The sequence below is a fragment of the Halanaerobium saccharolyticum subsp. saccharolyticum DSM 6643 genome, from assembly GCF_000350165.1.
GTDB classification, from domain to species: Bacteria; Bacillota; Halanaerobiia; order Halanaerobiales; family Halanaerobiaceae; genus Halanaerobium; species Halanaerobium saccharolyticum.
Genome location: NZ_CAUI01000023.1, coordinates 686,009 through 705,020 on the forward strand (window position 1 = coordinate 686,009; position 19,012 = coordinate 705,020).

Annotated in this window: 17 protein-coding genes; 4 read left to right on the forward strand and 13 right to left on the reverse strand. The window is 29.6% G+C overall.

Annotation, left to right across the window (positions count from 1 at the left end):
* Positions 1-103 precede the first annotated feature (103 nt).
* Together HSACCH_RS13305 and rpoD are read left to right on the forward strand one after the other, a co-directional pair.
* On the forward strand, positions 104-1,378 hold the full coding sequence (locus HSACCH_RS13305) for a YihY/virulence factor BrkB family protein (protein ID WP_005490486.1): 1,275 nt from the start codon (positions 104-106) through the stop codon (positions 1,376-1,378).
* A gap of 95 nt (positions 1,379-1,473) precedes the next feature.
* Positions 1,474-2,406, forward strand: a complete 933-nt coding sequence (rpoD, locus tag HSACCH_RS13310) for an RNA polymerase sigma factor RpoD (protein WP_005490487.1) — start codon at positions 1,474-1,476, stop codon at positions 2,404-2,406.
* Positions 2,407-2,575: 169 nt separating this feature from the next.
* Here the strand turns inward: rpoD and HSACCH_RS13650 are convergent, their stop codons facing one another.
* The 9 genes from HSACCH_RS13650 to HSACCH_RS13355 all read right to left on the reverse strand — a co-directional run bounded on the left by HSACCH_RS13650 (position 2,576) and on the right by HSACCH_RS13355 (position 13,533).
* Positions 2,576-3,178: a TetR/AcrR family transcriptional regulator gene (locus tag HSACCH_RS13650; protein WP_005490488.1), complete on the reverse strand. Its 603-nt coding sequence runs from the start codon at positions 3,176-3,178 to the stop codon at positions 2,576-2,578.
* 67 nt (positions 3,179-3,245) lie between these two features.
* Positions 3,246-4,649: an MATE family efflux transporter gene (locus HSACCH_RS13320; protein ID WP_005490489.1), complete on the reverse strand. Its 1,404-nt coding sequence runs from the start codon at positions 4,647-4,649 to the stop codon at positions 3,246-3,248.
* Between the two features lie 141 nt (positions 4,650-4,790).
* A complete protein-coding gene (locus tag HSACCH_RS13325; protein WP_005490490.1) occupies positions 4,791-6,098 on the reverse strand; it encodes an MFS transporter in 1,308 nt (435 codons plus the stop codon).
* A gap of 111 nt (positions 6,099-6,209) precedes the next feature.
* A complete protein-coding gene (locus HSACCH_RS13330; protein WP_005490491.1) occupies positions 6,210-7,451 on the reverse strand; it encodes a MerR family transcriptional regulator in 1,242 nt (413 codons plus the stop codon).
* A 141-nt stretch (positions 7,452-7,592) separates the two neighbouring features.
* Complete coding sequence (locus tag HSACCH_RS13335) at positions 7,593-8,942, reverse strand: C1 family peptidase (protein WP_005490492.1); 1,350 nt, start codon at positions 8,940-8,942, stop codon at positions 7,593-7,595.
* An 18-nt stretch (positions 8,943-8,960) separates the two neighbouring features.
* Positions 8,961-9,569 carry a SatD family protein gene (locus HSACCH_RS13340; protein ID WP_005490493.1) on the reverse strand — a complete coding sequence of 203 codons (609 nt, stop codon included), beginning with the start codon at positions 9,567-9,569 and terminating at the stop codon, positions 8,961-8,963.
* Positions 9,570-9,594: 25 nt separating this feature from the next.
* Positions 9,595-10,950, reverse strand: coding sequence for a citrate synthase (locus HSACCH_RS13345; RefSeq protein WP_005490494.1), 1,356 nt, complete (start codon positions 10,948-10,950; stop codon positions 9,595-9,597).
* Positions 10,951-10,966: 16 nt separating this feature from the next.
* Positions 10,967-12,220, reverse strand: a complete 1,254-nt coding sequence (locus HSACCH_RS13350) for a S41 family peptidase (RefSeq protein WP_005490495.1) — start codon at positions 12,218-12,220, stop codon at positions 10,967-10,969.
* 29 nt (positions 12,221-12,249) lie between these two features.
* On the reverse strand, positions 12,250-13,533 hold the full coding sequence (locus HSACCH_RS13355; protein ID WP_005490496.1) for a homoserine dehydrogenase: 1,284 nt from the start codon (positions 13,531-13,533) through the stop codon (positions 12,250-12,252).
* Between the two features lie 236 nt (positions 13,534-13,769).
* Here HSACCH_RS13355 and HSACCH_RS13360 point away from each other — a divergent pair, with 236 nt between their 5' ends.
* A complete protein-coding gene (locus HSACCH_RS13360) occupies positions 13,770-14,282 on the forward strand; it encodes a fasciclin domain-containing protein (RefSeq protein WP_005490497.1) in 513 nt (170 codons plus the stop codon).
* A 97-nt stretch (positions 14,283-14,379) separates the two neighbouring features.
* On the opposite strand, the gene HSACCH_RS13365 is transcribed toward HSACCH_RS13360, so the two are convergent.
* The 4 genes from HSACCH_RS13365 to HSACCH_RS13380 form a co-directional block, all read right to left on the reverse strand.
* Entirely contained in the window at positions 14,380-15,549 is a 1,170-nt protein-coding gene (locus HSACCH_RS13365) for a TraB/GumN family protein (protein ID WP_005490498.1), read from the reverse strand.
* 60 nt (positions 15,550-15,609) lie between these two features.
* The gene (locus HSACCH_RS13370; RefSeq protein WP_005490499.1) at positions 15,610-16,434 is read right to left on the reverse strand and encodes an oxidoreductase; all 825 of its coding nucleotides are present in this window, start codon (positions 16,432-16,434) and stop codon (positions 15,610-15,612) included.
* A 60-nt stretch (positions 16,435-16,494) separates the two neighbouring features.
* On the reverse strand, positions 16,495-17,133 hold the full coding sequence (locus HSACCH_RS13375) for a GTP pyrophosphokinase (RefSeq protein ID WP_005490500.1): 639 nt from the start codon (positions 17,131-17,133) through the stop codon (positions 16,495-16,497).
* Between the two features lie 71 nt (positions 17,134-17,204).
* Positions 17,205-17,876: a DUF975 family protein gene (locus HSACCH_RS13380; RefSeq protein ID WP_005490501.1), complete on the reverse strand. Its 672-nt coding sequence runs from the start codon at positions 17,874-17,876 to the stop codon at positions 17,205-17,207.
* A gap of 539 nt (positions 17,877-18,415) precedes the next feature.
* Between HSACCH_RS13380 and HSACCH_RS13385 the strand changes: the two genes are divergently transcribed.
* Positions 18,416-18,760: a hypothetical protein gene (locus HSACCH_RS13385; protein WP_005490502.1), complete on the forward strand. Its 345-nt coding sequence runs from the start codon at positions 18,416-18,418 to the stop codon at positions 18,758-18,760.
* The last annotated feature ends 252 nt before the right edge of the window (positions 18,761-19,012 follow it).

Sequence of the window (19,012 nt, forward strand, 5' to 3'; positions counted from 1 at the left end):
TTTATGCTTTAGCAAATATTTATTTTTAATTCAGAGAAGGATATTTTTTTTATTTAAAGAATATAATATGTAGGAAGCAAAAAAAATATAAGAGGTGGCGCCAATGAAATTAATAGATAATTTATTAAAAAGCATTAAAACGCTGATCTCTTCTGAAATGATTATATTATTTATAAAAAGAGTTTATCAAAAAGCCAAAGAAAATGATATTTTTATACATGCAATGGGAATGGTTTATATCACCATTTTATCTATTATCCCCTTCTTGATTTTTTCTTTTTATATTATGACTATTTTCAACTTTTTTGGGAAAATAGATACAATAGTTGAAGAAATAAAGACACTTATTTTAAATAACCTGGCAGCTGGCACAGGCGAAAGTCTGATTAATTATTTAGAAATATATATACTAAATGTTGATATAGAGCAGTTGGGAATTATTAGTTTTGTCTCTTTAATCTTTATTATTGTCTTTATGCTTGCCAGAGTAGAAATGACTTTTAATAATATCTGGAATGTAAAACAACATCGTGATTTATTTAAAAGATTTGTTTCTTTTTGGACCTTCATTACCCTTGGCACATTTACTATTACTATGCTTTTAACTTTAAGTCTGTTGTTTGCTGAAAGGTATTTAGGACTGTGGTTAAGTGGTGAACAATTAAGTCAGAGTAATATTTTTAGTTATATATTATTTTCTTTTAATTTTCTAATTTTTATCATCTTCTATTATTTTGTACCAAATACAGATGTAAAATCTACTGCTGCACTTTTTGCTGGTTTGTTTAGCGGCTGTTTATTTATTTTTTCTAAAAAATTATATGGAATCTATACTTCTAACATTATAACTTACAGTCAAGTTTATGGTCCTTTGTCAATAATTCCGATTTTCTTAATTTGGCTCTATTTAATCTGGTTAATTGTGCTTTTAGGTGCTGTTATTTCTTATGTTTTTCAACATCGATCAAGTTTAAAATATATGATAAATCAAACAAAAATCAATCAGCGACTAAGAGATTTAATACCTGCAGCTATTTTATTAGTTTTATTTAAAAATTTTAAAAAGACAAATACAGAAGCTTTATCTTTTTCAGATTTATTGGATAAAATTAATCTTCCGGCTGAAGATATTGAAAAAGAACTTGAAAATTTAAAAGAAAACAACTTTATTGCAGAAACAAAAACAGGAAAATTTATTCCATTGGCAGAAGCTAATAATTTGTCTATATGGGATATTTATCAGAATAATTTTTTAAATGAAGATTTTGAAATAAAAAAAATATTTAAGGATGTGGAAATGCAAAATCTATATAAAAAGTTAAAAAAAGAAGAAAAAGATACTTTTAAAGAAATTGAATTTGTTGATTTTTTAAAGTAATTTTTGAATTAATTTACTTAAGGACTTTCATTTTAAAGACTTTTGTGTTACAATTAATGATTGTGTCAGGCATTATGCATTGAGGAGGAATTTAAATGGTTAAAAAAGCTAATAACGAAAATAATGATAACCAGAATGACAGTACTGAAGAAGAAGAAAATGATTTAGATCTTTCCATACCTGATGGAGCCGGTATTGATGATTCCGTTCGCGTTTATTTAAAGGAAATGGGTAAAGTTGATCTGCTTGACAAAGAAGAAGAAGTTGAACTTGCAAAAAGAATTGAACAGGGTGATCAAGAGGCCCGGGCACAGCTGACTGAAGCTAATTTAAGACTTGTAGTTAGTATTGCTAAAAAATATATAGGACAGGGTATGTCTTTTCTGGATTTAATTCAGGAAGGAAACAAAGGATTAATGAAAGCTGTAGAAAAATTCGACTACACCAAAGGTTATAAGTTCAGTACCTATGCTACCTGGTGGATTAGACAATCAATTACGAGAGCTCTTGCTGATCAGGCCAGAACTATTAGAATACCTGTGCATATGGTAGAAACAATGAATAAATTAAGAAGAATTGAAAAAAGACTTAAAAAGGATTTAGAAAGAGAGCCCACCATAGAAGAAATTGGTGAAGAAATGAATATGGAGCCAGAAAAGGTATTAGAGATTCAAAAACTGGCGATGAATCAGCAGCCTACTTCTCTTGACACTCCTATTGGTGAAGAACAAGACAGCCATTTAAAGGATTTCATTGAAGATCAGGATGCACCTGCACCGGAAATGCTAGCCTCTTCTGAACTTTTAAAAGATCAATTAGAAACAGTTTTAGATACTTTAACAGATAGAGAAAAAAGAATTATTAAACTAAGATTTGGGCTTGAAGATGGACGTCAAAGAACCTTGAAAGAAGTTGGAAGTCAGTTTGGTGTAACTAGAGAAAGAATCAGACAAATCCAGGCTAAGGCTTTAAGAAAGCTCAGACATCCTACTAGAAGTAAAGAATTAAGAGGATATTTAAATAATTAAAGCATCTATTCTATTTGGGCACTTTATTTAAACTTATTATTTATATTTTAAATAAATTAACAAAAATTAAGGCTGATTCACTGCTATCACACAGTGTTTCAGCCTCTTTTTTTATATTAAATTTTATACTAATTTTATATTTTTAATTCAAAGACAAAAACAGTTTAACTTAAGAATCAAACTTTTTAACTACATAAGAGTTTATTACATCATATAAAAATTGAAGATTATCACTCTCTTTTTCAAAATTTTGCTGCAGCAGTGGAATATCAGTTTGAATCATGGTAAAAAGGCGGTATAAGTTTGGATCATCTTTTTCTAATTCTATTTTAAATTCTTTCTCTAAAATAGAAATAAATAGTTCGTAAATCTGATTGATCAATACTTTTGGAAAACGAACTCTATTTATTTTTTCTTTCTGTTCTGTTTTGTCTAGTTCTAAGTCATTAATAATGAATCTGAAAAGCTCTTTAACAATTGGCTTTTTGTTTTGCATCTCTTCACTTATGATTTCTAGATAATTAATTAAATAATCATTATTTAACTTTTTGCAGTTGCTTATTAGAATTTCATAAGTTTCACGCCAACTTTCTTCAAATACTTCTATATAAAGTTCCCATTTGTTTGGGTAATAGTTATATAATGTACCTACCGCTATTCCTACTTCAGATGCAATTTTACGCATACTAACATTTTGATATGAATTATCTCTAAATAATGCTAATGCAGTTTTAGATATTTCCTCATCTAAGTTTTCAATAATTTTAGGCATTCCTCTATTCTCCTTTACCAAAACTTTTTTTAGCTAATAATCTAGTTTTAGATAATAATCTAGTAAGTTAAGCACTTTCTTTATCATATTTTAATTGGCTTTTTTTTACCGTTTTTTTAGCTTCTGCTGTTTCCAGTTCTTTGATTTCTTGATAAACATAAATAAAAAGTACTGCTGTTAAAATTGAGGTTAATCCATCAGCTACTGGCTGTGCCATAAATAAGCCTCGCCTTCCAAAAGATTTAGAAAGTAATATGATTGCTGGAATAAAGAAAAAACCCTGCCTTGATAGAGATAAAATAGTTGCTGGAACTCCATGACCTAAAGCCTGAAATAAAGTATTAATTGTTATTGCAAATCCGAGCAGCGGTAAAACAAGAGCATAAAGTTTTAAACCTGCAGCAGCAATTTCTATAACTTCAGGGTCCTGACTGAAAATACTGATTACCTGCCCGTTAAAGAAAAAGAAAATAATAAATAACAAAATACCAAAAAGGGTTGTTCTCTTAATTGTCACTTTAATTGAATCCTTAAGTCTCTCAATTTTTTTGGCACCAAAATTAAAACCTGCAACCGGCTGAAATCCCTGAGTGAATCCTGCAATTACAAAAAAACCAAAAGAAAATACACGGTTAATAATTCCTACAGAAGCAACAACTGCAGCACCATAAACAGCAGCCATATTATTTAATACTGTCATTGCAACACTACTTAAAAGCTGTCTAATTAAAGTTGGAACTCCTATTTTCATTATTTCAGTATATATTGAAAGTGAAGGACTGAATTCTCTTATTTTAAAATCAAGCACACTTTTATCCGATTTATAAAAAGCAATTAAGATCAAGGTTGATACAGCCTGTGCAATAACTGTTGCTGTAGAAGCTCCTGCAATGCCCATCTTAAAAGTAAAAATCAAAATTGGATCTAAAATTATATTTAAAAGAGCTCCTGTACTTAAAGCAATCATACTCATTCTGGCACTACCTTCTGCTCGAACCATATTATTCATGTTCATATTACTCATTGTAAAAATCGAACCCAAAATAATAATAGCAGTGTAGTTTACTGCATATGGCATAATTACATCAGTTGCACCAAAGAGTCTGAGCAGTGGTTTTAAATAATATAAACCACCTGCTGCCATTATAATACCTAAAATAAAGGTTGTAATAATCGAAGTTGTAGAAACTCGATTAGCCATTGCTTTATTATCTTCTCCTAATAATCGAGAAATAAATGAGGCTGAACCAATACCAAAGCTTAAACCAATAGCTGATATTACCATAAATAAGGGGAAAGCAATTGTTACAGCTCCAATCGCTTCAGTTCCTATTCTTCCCACAAAAATTGTATCAACAATATTGTAAACTGCTGTGACTAACATTCCTATTATCGCAGGAATAGACATTTCTGTCAATAATTTAGGTATCGGTGTTTCAGCAAGTTTTCTTGTTTTTTCATCTTTGTACATTTTATTACCTCCAACTATGTTATATAAATTATATTAATCTAAGATATTATATGAATATCGTTCATAATATTATAAAAAAACTTTATGAATTATGTTCACTAAAATAAATTATAATGAATTATGTTCATAAAGTCAAGATTTTTATTTATTTTTAATGAATTCTTTTCCAAGTTTAGAATTAAAAAATATAAGATTAAAGCTTAAAAAGACTGCCGCACCAGTGATGATCAGATATTCAACTTCAAGCACTTTAATCATAAAGGAAGAAATCAGTAGTGCAGCTGGAACAATTATCTTAATTATACTCATTTTAACACTTAAAACTCGGCCCAGTATATTATGAGGTACTATTTTTTGAATAATTACATTTGCCGGCACATCTATCCAGGCCACTGAAATACCGCTAAGAAACATCAAAAAACTATAATAGATCAAAATTAAATTTTCACCGGGAGTATTTTGAAAAAGAATGATGGGCACTGCAAATGCTGTTACTCCAACTGCTGAAATCAGAGCAATATTTCTGATTAAAATATTGTAGCCTATTTGGTCCATTATTTTTTCAGTTAATAAAGCCCCGGTTATCATCCCAACTGGAAATGCTGCCTGAATTAAACCATATTTATCAGGATTAATTTTCCAGATTGTATTCATTAAATAAGGCAGCGGGACAATTAGAGTAAAGTTAAAAAAGAAATTTAAGGCGACAAAGATATAAACTAAGGATTTTAATTTTTTTGATCTAAAAATGTAATAAAATCCTTCTTTTAATCTAAAAATAAAAGTGCCTAAGTTTTTATTATCTTCTCTCCCCTTCTCTGACTGCCGATTATAATGATAGTCGATAAAATATTCTATCAGAGCAGAAATCAAAAAAGATAGGGCATTAATTAAGATAAAACCTTCCAAATTAATAAAACTATAAATTACTCCCCCCAGCAGTGGTCCTAAAATATGAGATAAAGATTCTATAACCCGAGCTTGAGAATTAATTTTCACCAGAGCAGATTCTCTAACCAGACTGGGCTTGGCTGATTCTAAAGCAATATCAAAAAATACTGTTAAACTTGTCATCACAAAGGTGCTGAAATAAAGAATATATAGATTAAAAGAAAAATTAGTTAGAGCCAGATAGATTAGAGAAAGAAATATGCCATTAATCAAATCGGAGCCAACAACTAGAATCTTTTTATTAAATCTGTCTGCTATTACACCAGCAATTGGATTAAATAAAACAACAGGAATGGTATATAAAGCTAAGTTGAGAGCAAATGAAAAAGCAGAAGAAGTGGTTCTTAATAAATAAAGACCAACTACAAAAGCATAAATGGCAGACCCAAATAAAGAAATTGTTTTACCAGATAAAAAGAGTATTAAATTTAAATCTTCTCTCTTATCACTTTTAATTTCTAGATTATTTTCGTCACTATTAGCTTGATATTTTAGCATTTTGTTTACCTCCTCTTTTTTCTAAGTTAATTATAAAATCTGGAGGTAACACAAGTGCAATAGCTTACAAAATTTTTTTTAGAAATAATTTATTTAAAACTGGAGTTAACTCTACTTTTTAGCGTGCAGTTGATAGGAATAAATTTGATCTCCAATTTGAGCAAACTCTTCGTATTTCCCTATTGAAGTATCTATTTTTTTAATTTCCGATTTATATTCATCTAAAAATTCAAATTTCATTTCTTTTAATTTTGATCTAATATTTGAATAGATAAAATAATCCCTGTAATTTCTGGCAACAATATTTTTTTCTCCAAATTTATGATAAATTATAAAAATTGCTGTCATCATAAAATGGTCCTTAAAATATTTCAGTAATAATTCCGGCAAAAATCCTTGATTATGAAAAGAATAATTCGAAATCCCTGAATAATCAATTAAATAATCAAGTGAATTTTCTTTAAGTGGTAAGTTAGGCAGTTCTGCTGTTAAGAAAATTATTTCCGGTCCAGCAGCTGATAATTCTAATAATGACTTAAGATATCTATTCAATTCTGGCTTATGTTCAACACAAATATAAATAGCATTTTCAGGAAGCTGATCATAGATATTTCTGATTAAAAGTCCATAACCAGAACCGGGTTCTAAAATGGTTTTGCTTTCTAAATTAGAATAATCAATTCTATTTTTCAACCACTCTAGACTCTGATATGATTGATCCATAAATTCAGAATCAGTTTCATTGATATAATCAGTTATATGATGAATTGAATCTGCTTCAAATATTTCTTCCTTATTTTCCGAATCATAGATTTCTTTTGTATATAATATTCCATCACGTATTAGAATCTTTTCTCCACAGCTGCAGTTAAGGCTCCCCTGGTGAATTCTGTTATTTTCAATTTCTTTTGCTGATAAAGTTAAATCAGAACCGCAAACTGGACAGGCAAAGAGATTGAGGGAATTTAAATTTAAACTGAGATCATTTTGTTTCTCATTATTTTCTTTTTTTAATCTTTTTAGATGAGTATTTAGTGCTTTTTTTGCATCTTTTAAATTAATAATTCTATTTTCTATCTTTTTAATTTTTTCCTGATAGAGATTTTGATAATAGCTGTTTTTTTGATAGTTGCTCAACCTACCTATTCGCTTAAAACTTAAAATTTCTTTAATCTCATCTAAAGAAAACTCCATCTCCTTTAATTTTAGTATTTCAGCCATATCATTTTGATCTTCCAGATCGAATTCATAATGGCCACCTACTTTCTGAGGATTAATCAAGTTTAATTTCATATAATAGCGAATAGTATCATAACTTAAATCAAAGTTATTTGAAAATTCTTTAATTTTCATTTAAACTCATCCCTTTTATAAAATATTAAATTATAGCTCAGTCAGAATAATAATTCGGAAATATAATAACTCCAGAAAATTAATTAAGCTGCTGTAGATTATTACAGCAGCTTAAATTGTCATTGAAAATATAAAGTTGATTTATTTTTTAGCTAATGATCCCATTGGATCCCATGGTTTTAAGACAACAGGATCTTTTTGATATGATTTTAGATCAGCTTCAGATAAATATTTTTTATTAATAACTACTTCATAGTTGAATTCTTTAAACCAGTCATTACTCATAATGAAAAATCCATCTTCACCAACTTTTTCTCCCCAGCTGTTTTGAACTTTCCAGCGTTCAGCCTGATTCTGATCATTAATATTTACACCTGTAAAGACCATCGCATGAGTTAAAATACTTTCTCCATACTGCAGTCGCTGACCCTTATCTAATGAAAATTTAGTGTCTAAAAGATCTTGATAATTAAATAACTCTGTATCCATTATTCCTAAATCTCTATCAGACCACTGACCAACATCACAGCCAAACCAGACTGGTTCACCATCTTTTAATTGGGCTGTACTGTAATCAATTAGTTTTTCAATCGGCAGGTTTAAATAATGAATCTGCTGTCCCTCTTTTACGTTACCCAAAAATTCTACTGTATAAGTTTGATCAAAGGGCTTATCATTTGTGGGAGCGTTAATAATACTCACATAGTCAGTCATCTTAACTTTAGAATACTTATTATAAAACTCTAACGGACTTAATCCACTATCACGATAAAATTTCCCATCTTTATCTTTATACTCAAAATCAAACTCCTGTGGAGGCTCACCTAAAAAGTAAGCAAGTATAGAATATATTTCAGCCAGCATAGATTCTTTTTCTTCTCTTAAACTTTCCTTATCTGCCCCTAGTTTAAAATCTTTTCTTAAACTTTTGGCCAGATCTCTTAATTTCAAACTTAAAATTTTATTCATGTACCGAGAATTACTGCTGTGATAACTTTCTGGCATTGTATATTTAGGTATGATTCCATATTTTTCGATTAATGCTGTAAACATATCCCACTGACCACCATCATTTGTTGGTTCATTTAAAAGCCACATTACTCGGCGGCTGTCAAGTTCAAGATCTACTGTTGAAATAATATTTTCTAGAAAATAATTTGCTTTTTCAAGTTTATCCCAAAACATTGTGTAGGCTTCTGATAATTCAAAATCATGGTCCTTGATATTTAAATCCTTGGAAATACTATAACGGATATTGTTTAAAGCCGCAAACATCCAGCAGCGACCACTTTTTTCCTGATTAGTTACCTTACCAACATCAATTTCTTCCGAAAAATCATAATGCATTTTTTTAACAGATTCATTATTAAGAGCAGTGTCGTTAATCCCATTTTTAATTACAGCATTGGCAATAATTTCACTGTTTTCTCTCTTGTTAAAATAAGTCGAAAAATCTTCTAAATTTTTCTGATCAATTCTCTGTCTATTCATTTTAATGCCTCCATATATTTAATTATTAATAAAAACACTTAAAATTTCCATTAAATTATGCTCGGTTATATATAATTCGTCAAAAGCTAAGTTGTCTGCCAATTTTTCTAATTTATGTATCTCACAATCAAATTTTTCTTCTAAAAATTCGAGATTTTTATTTTGAGCATAGTTATTATATATTAAGCATTCTTTTTGATGCCAGGAGAATTTAATTTTATCTATTAAAAGTAGTGCACTATTTAAACTTTTATTTATTAATTCGTTATCTGTTGAAATATAACTTTTGAATTTTCTATTTTGACCAATGAAATCTAATATCTTTTCAGTTTCATTAAATAGGTCTTTTTTATTTTCAGGATATTTACCAGGCTCAACTTCAGTAATAGTAATTGCCAACCTTATTTTCAATGGTAATAAAACTGCTCTTAACTCTCTTAAAAAATCAATGAGATTTAAATTTTCATTAAATATTCCCTGAATTTCATCTCCCTTAACTATTTCAAATTTACTTATTACAGCCTCAGGATAATTTATTCTATCAACTTTTTCTGCAAAGACTTCTCTAAAATTATCAACCTTCTTGGACTTAATAATATCCCCTTTGATTGTTATGTATTTATTCATCAAATTCACCTCTGAAATATACTTTTTATCTAATTGTACATTTTTCTTCATTTTTCAATGACTTATATGCCGGACGAATTATCTTATGGTCACTAACTAACTGCTCAATTCGATGAGCACACCAACTGGCAACTCTAGCTGTAGCAAATAAAGGAGTAAATAATTCTTCTGGAATATTTAATAATTGGTAGACAAAACCAGAATAAAGATCTACATTTGCACATATTTCACAATCTTCTCCCCGTTCTTCTTTAAATATTTCTTTGGTTAAACTTTCAATATTATCATAGAGTTCAAATTCCTGCAGTCTGCCTTTGGCTGCAGCTAATTCTTTTGATTTTCTTTTCAAAATCACAGCTCTGGGATCACTTTTTGTATAAACAGCATGACCCATCCCATAAATCAGACCTTTTTGATCAAAAACTTCGCCTTTTAAGATTTTTTTCAAATATTTTTTTAACTCTTTTTTATCTGAATAATTATCAAGATTATCTTTAATGTTATCTACCATGGCTTTCACTCTTAGATTAGCACCACCATGTTTGGGTCCTTTAAGACTCCCCACAGCTGCGCCAACAGCAGAATATGTATCAGTACCACTTGAAGAAACAACATGGGTTGTAAAAGCAGAGTTATTACCTCCACCATGTTCAGCATGTAAAATTAACAATAAATCCAGTGTATCTTTTTCAAGCTGAGTATATTCATTATTAGCTCTAATCATATGTAAGATATTAGCAGCTGTCCCCAGTTCGTTTTTCGGATTATGTAGATATAAACTCTGATCATCAAAGTAATGTGCTTTAGCCTGAAAACCATAAGATATAATTGTTGGAAATCTGGCAATTAACTTTAAACTTTGAATTAAAATTCTATCAATATCAAGACAATCAGGCTTTTCATCATAAGAATAAAGAACAAGTATTGCTCGCTGAAGTTTGTTCATTACGTCTCTACTAGGACTTTTCAAAATTGTATTTTCAGTAAAATGTGTCGGTAATTTTCTAAAACCATCTAAAATCGCATTAAATTTCTTCAATTCTTCCTCATCAGGCATTTCCCCAAATAATAATAGATAAACTATACTCTCAAAACCAAACTCTCCTGTATTTTTTACTAACTCCTCGATTTCTATATCTCTGTAGAATAGTTTCCCCTCAATGGAAGTCTTAACCCCATCACAATAAGTATAGCCGTGAACTGAACCAATTTTAGTAAAGCCAACAACTACTCCAGTCCCATCTGAATTTCTAAGCCCCTGCTTAATATCATATTGTTTATAATATTTTTTACCAATTTTGTTAACCTCTTCTACTCTAACTGCTCTCTCCTCAAGCCAATCTTCTTTTAAATCTCTGATTAACCAATCTTTAGTATCCACTTTCTCACTCCTCAATTTAATCTATAGTAGTAATTAGTTTTAAAACTGTATCTCTACCATTTAAAAAATCTTCAAATCCTGTTTCTACAGTAATATCTGGATAAAGAGCATCGGGGTCAATATTTTCGAGTAATTTAAAATATTTAGTGGAATAACTAACTTTTAGATCAGTATTAGGAAGATTAAAAGCCCTTACTTCTCCAAAATGATTAGGTTTTCCCATAGTAGCTGTACCAATTAAATAAGCATCAAGTTGATTCTTAAAATCAAGAGCATTGATTATTGCTGATGAAAATGTATTAGGGCCAATAATAACATAAGTATCAAATTGATCTTTGTATTTATTTAATTCAGCTGCAAATTGAGTCCCCTGCCTTGAGTCTCCTCCAGAATTATGTCTTAAGTCAATTACAAATTTTTCAATTTCTTTATTTTCAATAGAATGAAAGATTTTATTTTTTTGCTCAGAAAAAGATGGTAATTCTGGCTTAGGCCGCTTATGTTTTTTTGCCAACTCTCTGCTCCAGCAGCTATTATATTGGAAATATAATATTTTTTCTGTTTCTAGATACTTAGACCAAAATAATTTATTTGAATTTGAAAGGGCAATATTATTTTGATAATCTAGATAAATTAAATCATCAGCATTTTTATAAATATTTTCAATATTTTTTGCTGCAAATGAAATTTTAAGCTGACTATCACCTTCATTAAAAATAAACTCATTTTTTTGATCAATAATCTCTAAATAACTTAAAACTTCTTTTAAATTTAGAAATGAAGTGAGTTTATATTCTAACGCATATTGATTATCAGCTGTGATTAGTGAAGAAAATTTATTTTTTAAATCTGATGGACTATAACCGTTAATTGAAATTAATTTTGCCCCTAAAATCTCCTTATATTTTTTATCTACTGCTCTAACTCGATAGCCATCAGCAAACTTTTTAAAATAAACTGGATAATATTTTTTAAAAAACCGAGTATTATCAACAGCAGTATGACTATCTCCAATTTTAGTAAACAGTTCTGCCAATCTTAAACTAATGTCAAGATTAGAAAGTTTTGGTAAATCAGCTTTGATTTTTTCTAATTCACTTTTAAATTCTTCTTTTTTAAGCTTGAAAAATAAATTTTTATGACGGGCAGGCAGCTCTTTTTCTAAATAATTGAGATCCTGCAGCCATTCTTCTTTTGTAAATTCTACTGCAGATACTAAACTGCTGCAAATTATTAAAATCATTAGAAATACCAAAACTATCTTTTTCATAAAAGGAGCCTCCAGAATTCAGCTAAAAGTTAAATATCATTTTCTACTCTGATAACACTTTTTATTTCAATTACATCATCCAGCTCTTTAATTTCATTTAATGATTTTTCCAAATCTTTTTCCTTAACATGATGAGTAATAAAAACTAAAGGTACAACCGGATTATCTTTTTGTTTCTGAAGAACTGAAGCCAAACTAACATTATTGTCACCAAAAATTTTAGCAATATGAGCCATAACTCCAGGTTTATCCTCAACTTCAAGACGCAGATAAAAACTATTTTCTATTTCATCAATCTTCGTTACATTACTTTCTAAAAATGAATCCATTCTCTGAACTTCGCGCTGATTATAATTAATATCTTTTGCAACCTGAATAATATCAGCAGTTACAGCACTTCCTGTAGGCATCTGGCCTGCGCCTCTAGCTGTAGACATTACCTGACCAACTGCATCACCATGGAGATAAACACAGTTATATGTACCATTAATCATAGCAATCGGATGATCTTCAGGGATAAAAGCTGGATGAACCCTGATATCTACACCATCATTTCCATTTTTAGCAATTGCTAAAAGTTTAATTACATATCCCATTTCGTGTGCCAGCTCTAAATCAGTACTTTTAATCTCTCTAATACCCTCAACATAAACATCTCTCACATCTACAAATCTTTCAAAAGCAAGCGAAGATAAAATAGTTATTTTATAAGCTGCATCATGACCATCTATATCTGAACTGGGATCTGCTTCTGCAAAACCAAGATCTTGAGCATTTTTTAATGATTCATCAAAGTCTTTTTTGTTTTTACTCATATCTGTTAAAATATAATTTGTGGTTCCATTTAAAATACCATAAATTTTTTCTATTCTATTAGCAGCGAGGGAATTCTGAAGCGGTCTTATAATTGGAAGTCCTCCCGCCACACTTCCTTCGTAACAAACCTGTGCATCATTTTCATCAGCTTTTCTAAATATTCTTTTCCCATATTTTGCAATTACAAGTTTATTAGCTGTTACAATGCTTTTACCATTTTCTATTGACCGCATAATATAATCATATGCTGGCTGTTCACCACCAATTAATTCTACAACAATATCAATCTCTGGATTATTAATAATGTCTTCAGCATTGTCAGTTAATAAATTTTTATCAATTTCAATATCTCTTTCTTTATCAAGGTTGTTAACCAATATTTTTATAATTTTAACCTCAGTTCCAACCTTATTTTTAATATTTTCAGCATTTTTTTCTAAAATCTTCACTACTCCACTACCAACTGTTCCTAATCCTAAAATACCTAATTTAAGCAATTTTATACCCTCCTATGATCTTATATCTCTTTCTACTATATTCTCTATTATTAAACATTATATCAAGGAGTTATTAAATTGTCGACCTTTCGAGAAAAATTATAGTTAAAATTGATATAATGTAGTCAAAGATACAATTATCGAAAATAATAATCATTACTGTTGACAAAAATATTAAGTTGTGCTATATTAAGTTTAGCACAATATAATTGACAAATAATAAGGAGGAAATTCAAATGAAAAAAGTTTTATTTAATTCCAAGATGATGGTTTCTTTAGTGATGGTTTTGGCATTAATTTTTTCTCTTAATCTAATGGTTTTAGCTGATGGACATGGTGGGGGACCTGATGTAATAGATGTAGCTTTAGAAGCAGATGATTTTAATACTTTAGCAACTGCACTTACTGAAGCTGAATTAATATCAACTCTTAAAGGGGACGGACCATTTACAGTTTTTGCACCAACAGATGCAGCTTTTGCAGCACTACCAGAAGGAGTTTTAGATGGCTTATTAGCTGATAAAGAACAGCTAACAGATGTTCTTTTATACCATGTAGTATCCGGCAAAGTAATGGCAGAAGATGTTTTAGAAATGGATGGAGCAATGGTAGAAACAGTACTTGGAGAAGACATTGAAATTTCAATTAAAGATGGTATGGTTTATATAAATGATGCTCAGGTTACAACAACAGATATTGAAGCAAGCAATGGTGTTATTCATGTTATCGATACTGTTTTAGTACCTTAAACAATTTCAGATAAATTATTTAAGCTATTAAATCATAAAACTCTTCTCGTAATTGAGAAGAGTTTTTTTATGATAATTTTTATTTTTTACTATCAAATTAAAAGTTGAAAAATTCCAGAAAGGTTCGAATTACACTGGCTCCACCAACAGCTGTCCCAATCACACTTCCTAAATTAGCTAAAATAACAATTAAGAGTATATGTGTTACCTTATTCGTATAAATTTCTTTAATACTTATACCTTGAGAAAGTTTCTGAAAATCTTTAACCTGCGGTTTTTTCAGATAAGCTTCTGCTAATCCAGCAAACCAACCAGCTGCCAGCGCTGGATTTAAAGAACTTAAAGGTGCCACTACAAAAGCAGTTAATATAGTTAAAATATGGCCCCTACCCAAAAGTACACCTAAAGCTGATAAAGATCCATTCCAGATAATCCAGGCCTTAGTAACTTCAATTCCTGTACTAATATTATTAATAAAACTTGAAATTATTATAACTAAAATTACTGCTGGGATTCCCCAGGAAAATATTTTCCCCCATTTAGGTTTTTTCGGTAATTCCGTTATTTTTGACAAATTTTGTTCTTTGTAAATTTCCTTTTTAACTCCTGGTACATGTGCTGCACCTAAAACTGCAACAATTTTATCGCCCGAGGCATTTTTTATCTTATTTGCTAAAAATTGATCTCTTTCATCAAGTAAATGTTTTTTAATACCAGGAAATGATTTTCCCATTTCTTCCAACATCATATTTAAAGCATCACCATTTTTTAATTCATCAAGTTCTTCTTCAGTTATTTCTTCGTCTACAAATAGCATAGAAATTATTTGAACAATCAATTTTAACTTTTCCCAAAGCCCTAAACCTCGCCAGACCCTTTTAAAAGTAATTTGAATATTTCTATCAGCAAGTACCAATTCTGCCCCAATTTCCTTGGCAGATTCAATACCCTGTCTCATTTCTTCACCAGCACTAATACCTAATTTTTCAGCCATTCGACTCTGAAAAGAACTAATAATTAAATTAACAAGTAATAACAAAGATTTTTTTTGTTTTATCACCTGAAAAATATTCATTTCACTCCATTTATCTTCATCGTTAATCGAACTGTATCTTTCTGCATCTAGTTCAACACAAACACTGTCAGGTTGTTCCGTTTCTATAACTTCTTTAACCTGTTCCGCACTCTTTTTGGAAATATGAGCAGTTGGAATTAAAATTATCTCTTTACCAGCATACTCAAGTCTTTGAATATTATCTTCGTCCATAAAAACAGCTCCTTCTTAAAATTCTCTCACTTACTTATTATATCATTAATGAAAGAATTATCAAAAAAACTTATTGGTAAAAAAATCATAGACTCGATCAGGAAGCAGCCAGCGAAAAAATATAATAAGTTTTGCATGAGTTGGAACTGCGTATCTCGCTTTAGGATGAGAACTTTCAGCTGCTCTTATAATTGCTGAAGCAACAACAGCTGGTTCTGCTGCCATCCCATGATCACCATACATTTCTTTATATTTTGAAGCTTTTCTTTGAGCATGTTTTTGATAAATACCGTTTCCTGAAGTTTTCATTAAATTTTCACCAGCTGTTTTAGCCCAGTTAGTCTCAATTGCTCCTGGTTCAATTAAAATAACATCAATCCCAAATTCTTTTAATTCATTTCTAAGACAATCACTCAAACCTTCAAGAGCAAATTTGCTGGCATGATACCAACCTCCAAGAGGAGTCCATATTTTACCCGCAATAGAAGATATATTGATAATTTTTCCCATCTTATTTTCTCTCATTTTTGGAATTACTAATTTTGTCAATTCTGATAAACCAAATAAATTTACTTCAAATTGTCTTTTCACTTCTTCTAAAGGGACTTCTTCAACAGCGCCATAGGCTCCATAACCAGCATTATTTATTAGAATATCAATTCTTCCTTCTCGACTTATAATTTCATTTATACAATTTTCTCTCATCTCAGCTTCGGTAATATCCATTAAAATATAATGACCATTCTCATAATTATTTAAATATTGTAGTTTTGCTTCAGTTCTGGCGGCACCATAAACTATATAATCTTTTTCTAAAAATTTTTTTGCAGTAGAGCGACCAATACCACTAGAAGCACCAGTTATTAAAACTATTTTTTGAGTCACAATTGACCTCCTAAATTAATTTCTTTGCAAAAAAACTATCTTTACTATTCTTCTTTCTTATTATTTTTCTTCATTCTTTCTAAAATTTTCTACTTCTTCTGAAAGTGTGTTGAATTCTCGATCTGCTATTTCCAGCATACCGGCCAGTGCATAAAATCGCCTCTGTAGGTATTTGGGAAGTTTACCCTTAAATTTATAATTGCGATCATGTTCGATTTCTGCCCAGGCATGCTGTAAAATGCTTCTAATTTGTATTTCAAATTTTACTCCTGCAAAGCCCTCAAGTTCTGTAGCAGCTATTTTATCACTACTTAATTCTGCTATGTAGTGAATTGATTTATAACCCATCTTATCAGCATCAAGTAAATCAGATTTATCTTCACTTCTTTCATAATCAATTTTAAATAAATCTTTAATAATATCACTTATTTGATGAATTTCCTTTTCAAATAATGTAATAATTCTTATCCCAACTAAATCAGTTATCTCCTTAACTGGATTTTCATATTTTTCACGCAGGGCTTTATTTCTAAAGCTATTAACAGATTTAACTCTGCTTTCTATACTGTGAAAAGTTATATCATTTTCTTTTAAAGCTTCTCTTAAAATAACCTCTACTTCTGCTTTTAAATTCAAATATTTATGTCTCTCTTTTTCATACCATTTAACTGCTTCATTTACTTTTTTTCTATTTGCCATATTAATTCCCCCCAAATAAATGCAGTATTGATTTAATATTAAAGATTAATTATAGATTTTTAGACATTATTTTAATAGTCATTTTTTTTCAATTTATAATAAAGTTCAGCATTAACTGAGTCGTAATAAGGCTGTACAAATAATATCCCTATTCCAAAAAACAGTGCACCTAAGATAAACCAGCCTAAAAATGATAAATCGAGTATAAATATATTCATTTTTTCTCCAGCAGTCATTTCTCTGCTGAGGTCAAGAACTCTATTATGATTTAGTTCCGGATTTTCAGCCAAAATATAGGGAACAAATCGGTATTCATACATCTTAATAATCCCGGGAATAATTAATAACAGAGTCCATAAGAAAATATAAATGCCTCTAAATAATAGAGTAGTAACTATGTTTTGGTAATTTTTTTTATTAAAATATTTTAAAAGATATGAAAGATTAGAATTACCCCTACTTAACTCAATAAAATATTTTCTGCCTCCTACTTCTAAGATATAACCTAAAAATATTCTTAAAATCCAAAAAATCAAAAAGACAAGCAAAGCAAAAAAAGCAATTTTTAACGTGAAATCATCAGTACCATTAGTAGTTCCAGTACTACCGCTGGAGCCACCTAAATCAAGTTTATTATGGCTTCCCCCTGATATAATTAAAATAAGACTTACCAAAAAAGAGTTCCAATAAAACCCTTTTAAATTTATTTTACCCTTTTCTTTGAGCTCTTTACGATTCCACATCTATTTATCCCCCTTTAAAACTTGTACTTTATTAATAATTCAACGTCTTCTATAAAATTCCTTTTTAAAAACAGAAAAATCAGGCTTAGAGTAAGGAATCCGTGCTTAAAAATAAATTAGACCCAACAAATTAATGTTGGGTCTTAAAGATATAAATTATTTAATTATAGAGTTGTATAAATTATGTCCACATTTGAACTAAAAAAGCACCATAGGCTGAAATAGCACCCACAGCTGCACCTGCACCTGCAGATTTTTTCATAACATTTTTCATGATTATCATCCTTTCTTATTTACTTATAATATTATAGGTTGTTTTTAACCATATTCACATTATATACCTTTTTTAATTACAGTCAAGTAAAATAAGATACTTTTTAAAAATTAAATTTTGTAATGCAGGAATTACTATTATAATGTTTAATTATAATAATATAGTTACAGATTTTATAAGCAAAATATGAGATGACTTGTTGACTGGTATGGAGAATTTTTTAGACAATTAATTATCACTAAAATTTAGAAAGGGGTTATTAATTATGAAAAAAGTATTATTTATTACTATGATTCTGGTCTTTGTTTTAACTCTCAGTATTTATGCTCATCCTCCGGGAAATATCGAAATGAATTTTAATATGGAAAATAAGATGCTTGAAGTAACTGTCCCACACAATTCAGGTGATAATAGTGATCACTTTATAAACAATGTAAAGGTATATTTAAATGGTAATCGTCATATTGAACAGGACTTTATTATGCAGACTAATAATGATGTTCAATATTTGCATTATATGATTCCTGGAGCAAAATCTGGAGATACTATTAGTTTAAATGCCGAATGCAATAAATTTGGCAGCAGAGAAACTGAAATAACTCTAGATTAAGTTATTAAATAAATTGAGATTCTAATTTAAATAAAGGGGGTCACTATGGGGCAGTGGATTATTCCTTTAGGCATAAGTGCTCTTAGCTCACTTTTAATAACTTTTTTACTGGGGACTAAATTTTTCAGAAAAGTATTTAATTTAAATCCCAGATTAAACATGAAACTCCACAAAATATTTGCCTATATTACAATTGTTCTTGCTGTCATGCACGGTTTATTGGTCTATATTGTTTATATGTAAAAAATATTA